The organism is Bradyrhizobium sp. P2_E8 (assembly GCF_056403875.1).
In genome coordinates this window covers 1-2874 of sequence record NZ_JBFUES010000941.1, presented here as the reverse complement: position 1 = coordinate 2874, position 2874 = coordinate 1, and the positions used below count along the sequence as shown (strand labels likewise).

3 protein-coding genes are annotated in these 2874 nt (G+C 63.4%); 2 read left to right on the top strand and 1 reads right to left on the bottom strand.

What is annotated here, in order from left to right; genetic code table 11:
• Positions 1-306, bottom strand: a 306-nt coding sequence (locus AC1D00_RS34670) for a TetR/AcrR family transcriptional regulator (protein ID WP_477013783.1), incomplete at its 3' end; no start/stop codon positions are given.
• A 205-nt stretch (positions 307-511) separates the two neighbouring features.
• Between AC1D00_RS34670 and AC1D00_RS34665 the strand changes: the two genes are divergently transcribed.
• The gene (locus AC1D00_RS34665; RefSeq protein WP_025575040.1) at positions 512-1618 is read left to right on the top strand and encodes an efflux RND transporter periplasmic adaptor subunit; all 1107 of its coding nucleotides are present in this window, start codon (positions 512-514) and stop codon (positions 1616-1618) included.
• On the top strand, positions 1615-2874 hold a 1260-nt coding region (locus tag AC1D00_RS34660), incomplete at its 3' end, for an efflux RND transporter permease subunit (RefSeq protein ID WP_477013782.1). The genes AC1D00_RS34665 and AC1D00_RS34660, both read left to right, overlap by 4 nt.

Genomic DNA, 2874 nt, shown 5'->3' with positions numbered 1-2874 from the left:
CATCTTTTCTCCGCGATGGTCGCCACTGAGGTAAAACGCGATCACCGCGCCGAGTGGATCGTCAGGATGTGCCGCGGCCGCGTCTGACCATCGGCCGGACGCGCTCTCCAGCGCGCGCTTGGACGCCTCAACCGCCAGATCCTCTTTTGATGCGAACTGCTTGTAGAAGGCGCCTTGGGTTAGCCCGGCCCCCTTCATCAGATCCTTGAGCCCGATGCCATCAAAGCCCCGCTCCCTGAAGAGGCGACTCGCCACATTGATCACGGCTTGGCGGTTCTCGGCTGCCTGAGCGCGACTCACTCGCATCATAGATCTCCATTTGGATTTCGTTCGACTTCTATACCTAAATAGAGTTCGGACGCAATCTATCAAGTCGCGCGGCTGGTTTGATCGCTATGCGGCGAAGGGGTTCGGGGATCACGTTCCCGTTAGAAGTCGATTATAGATTGCGATTGACATCTAAATTGGTTATAGATGTCATACGAAATCTAATATCCAATGGAGATAGGTCATGATGAGGGGTGTTGCGGTGCTGGCCGGTATTTTGGTGCCTGCGGGGGTGGCCACCTTTGTTGCTCTTGCGATTCCCGCCCATGAAGCCTCCGCGGTCAGCGACCCCAGGCAGGAGGCCCCGATGGTCCGCCTGGTGACCGCCGCGCCGGTCAGCGGATCCGAGCGCGGCTTCACCGGGACGATCGGCGCGCGGGTGGAAAGCAATCTCGGCTTTCGCGTCGCCGGGAAGATCGTCGAACGGCTCGTCAATGTCGGCGAGCAGGTCAAATCCGGGCAGCCGTTGATGCGGATCGACGAAACCGACCTCCGCCTTGCGCTCGCGGCGAAGCGTAACGCCGTAGCCGCAGCGCGCGCAGTAGTGGTGCAGACGGATGCCGATGAGCGTCGCTACGCCAACTTGGTCAACGACGGATGGACTTCCAAACAGCGCTACGAGCAGGCGAAGGCCGCATCGGACACCGCCAAGGCGCAGCTTGCCGCGGCCGAAGCCGAAGCAGGGGTCGCCGAGAACCAGGCGACCTATTCCGTCCTGGTGGCGGATGCGGACGGAACGGTCACCCAAACCCTCGGCGAGCCGGGGCAAGTCGTCTCCGCCGGCCAAGCGGTCGTTCGGCTGGCACAGTCCGGTCCTCGCGAAGCTGTGGTGGCGCTCCCCGAAACGATCCGGCCGGCGATGGGTTCGCTCGCCGATGCAAGCCTGTATGGCAGCGATGGGCGCCGCTATAGCGCACACCTGCGGCAGTTGTCGGACTCCGCCGATCCCCAGACCCGCACCTATGAGGCCCGCTACGTGCTCGATGGTGAGGCCGCGGCGGCACCGCTTGGCGCGACGGTCACCATTCGGCTTGCAAGCCAGGATAGTCAGCCGGAAGTCCAGGTGCCGCTGGGAGCCGTGCTCGATGATGGCAGGACGACAGGCGTTTGGGTCTTCGACAGCGCTACCTCGAGCGTCCACTTGCAGCCCGTCAAGCTTCTGCGTGTGACCAGCGAGACGGCCGTTATCTCCGGATCGAACTCCGGTGACCAGATTGTTTCCCTCGGCGCTCACCTCCTGCACGAGGGCGCGCGTGTCCGGACTGCGTCGGAAACCAGGAGCAACGGATGAGCTTCAATCTGTCCGCCGTCGCCGTTCGCGAACGGGCCGTCACGCTGTTCTTCATCCTGCTGCTGGCGGCCGCGGGCGCCTACGCCTTCTTCAAGCTCGGACGGGCCGAGGACCCGTCCTTCACCATCAAGACGCTGACGGTCACGACGGTTTGGCCAGGCGCGACGGCACGCGAGATGCAGGACCAGGTCGCCGAACCCCTGGAGAAGCGGATTCAGGAACTGACCTGGTACGACCGGGTGGAGACGACCACGCGGCCTGGTTATGCGTACATGACGGTCACGTTGAAGGACAGCACGCCGCCGTCGAGCGTGCAGGAGGAGTTCTACCAGGCCCGCAAGAAGCTCGGAGATGAAGCGCGCAAGCTGCCCTCCGGCGTGCTCGGCCCCTTCGTCAACGACGAATATTCGGACGTGAGCTTCGCCCTTTATGCCCTCAAGGCCAAGGGCATGCCGATGCGCGAACTCGCCAGGCAAGCCGAGGTCATCCGTCAGGACCTCCTGCACGTGCCCGGCGTCAAGAAGATCAACATCCTCGGCGAACGCCCCGAACAGATCTTCGTCGAGTTTTCCTATGCCAAGCTGGCAACTCTCGGTGTGTCGGCAACGGATATCGTTGCCGCCTTGCAGCGGCAGAACACGGTGACGCCGGCGGGCTCGATCGACACCAAGGGGCCGCAGGTCTTCATTCGGGTGGACGGCGCTTATGACAGCGTCCAGGCAATCGCCGATACCCCGATCGTCGCTGCCGGGCGAACGCTGAAGCTGTCCGACATTGCCGAGGTCCGCCGCGGCTATGAGGATCCACCCACCTACATCATCCGGCACCAGGGTGAGCCCACCATCATGCTCGCGGCCGTTATGCAGGAGGGCTGGAATGGTCTGGCGCTCGGCAAGGCGCTGGAGGAGAGGTCCGCAGCTATCGCTCGCACGCTGCCGCTCGGGATGAGCCTGGCCAAGGTCAGCGATCAGGCCGTCAACATCACCTCGGCAGTCGACGAGTTCATGATGAAGTTCGCGATGGCGCTCGGCGTGGTCCTGCTGGTGAGCCTGCTCAGCCTCGGCTGGCGCGTCGGCATCGTTGTCGCGGCGGCCGTGCCTTTGACGCTCGCCGTCGTGTTCCTCATCATGCTGGAGACCGGCCGGTTCTTCGACCGTATCACGCTCGGCGCCCTCATCCTGGCGCTTGGTCTGCTGGTCGACGACGCCATCATCGCCATCGAGGTGATGGTGGTGAAGATGGAAGAGGGCATGGAC

Bases quoted from the DNA above. Each gene is read 5' to 3' on its own strand.
- AC1D00_RS34665 (WP_025575040.1), top strand. From the start codon at position 512: ATGATGAGGGGTGTTGCGGTGCTGGCCGGTATTTTGGTGCCTGCGGGG.